This is a genomic window from Paenibacillus sp. GCM10027628 (assembly GCF_042676385.1).
Lineage (GTDB): Bacteria > Bacillota > Bacilli > Paenibacillales > NBRC-103111 > Paenibacillus_E.
Genome location: NZ_JBHTHA010000058.1, coordinates 1 through 793 on the forward strand (window position 1 = coordinate 1; position 793 = coordinate 793).

Below are 793 nucleotides of genomic sequence, written 5' to 3' on the forward strand. Positions count from 1 at the left end.
CTATATAGCCCCCTAATCCACTTGGACACTTTAATCCACTTCAGATACACTAAAAACAAGTGGAGGAACAGGCCCATGAAAAGAAGATTCCGGTGCCCAATACAGACGAAGAAGGAGTTTGTGGCAGAGGTGCTTTCAGGCTATCGTACGGAGGTGGTAGCCCGGAAGCACGGAATGGCTCCCAAGACGTTAAGCAACTGGGTTCGGCAATACCAGGACGAGGTGGATGATCTGATGACGAAAAAGCATGACGAAGCAGAAAAGCTGAAGCAAGACGCAGCCAAGCTTCAAGAAATAGAAAAAAAATACAGTGAAGCGGTGAAGCTGCTAGGCGAAAAAGAGCTGGAGATCAACATCCTCAGAGACCTGGTAAAAAAAAAGTATCCCGACTGGAAGTAGCCTTCTATTGGATCGGGGAAGGTTATCCTGTTCGTACGGTTCTGCGTCATTGTAGCGTGGCCCATTCTACGTACTACTATCGCCTCAAGCATCCGGAGCGCCAGCAGCCCCATAGCAGTGGACGCCCTGTTCCCGGGTATTCTTACGATAAACTCGGGAATGTCGTTTGGGATGCCCGGATTAAAGGATTTCTCCGGCAGCTCGTTAAAGGTCCGCATGCAGCGTGTGGCTACAGGAAGCTTACCATCCTGTTAAGACGAAAATACAACCTAATTATTAATAAGAAGAAGGTGTATCGTCTTTGCAAGGCGTTAAACCTTCTTGCTCCACAGCGACAGACGACGAATCCTGTACCCAAAAAGGTAGCTAATAATCGAATCGTTACAGGCCCCAA

The 793-nt window shown here is 48.2% G+C and carries 2 protein-coding genes; both read left to right on the forward strand.

What is annotated here, in order from left to right:
- Positions 1-75: 75 nt before the first annotated feature.
- Positions 76-399 carry a transposase gene (locus ACFQZT_RS32180; RefSeq protein ID WP_379307047.1) on the forward strand — a complete coding sequence of 108 codons (324 nt, stop codon included), beginning with the start codon at positions 76-78 and terminating at the stop codon, positions 397-399.
- A gap of 56 nt (positions 400-455) precedes the next feature.
- On the forward strand, positions 456-793 hold a 338-nt coding region (locus ACFQZT_RS32185), incomplete at its 3' end, for an IS3 family transposase (RefSeq protein WP_379307049.1).

Bases quoted from the DNA above. Each gene is read 5' to 3' on its own strand.
- ACFQZT_RS32180 (WP_379307047.1), top strand. From the start codon at position 76: ATGAAAAGAAGATTCCGGTGCCCAATACAGACGAAGAAGGAGTTTGTG.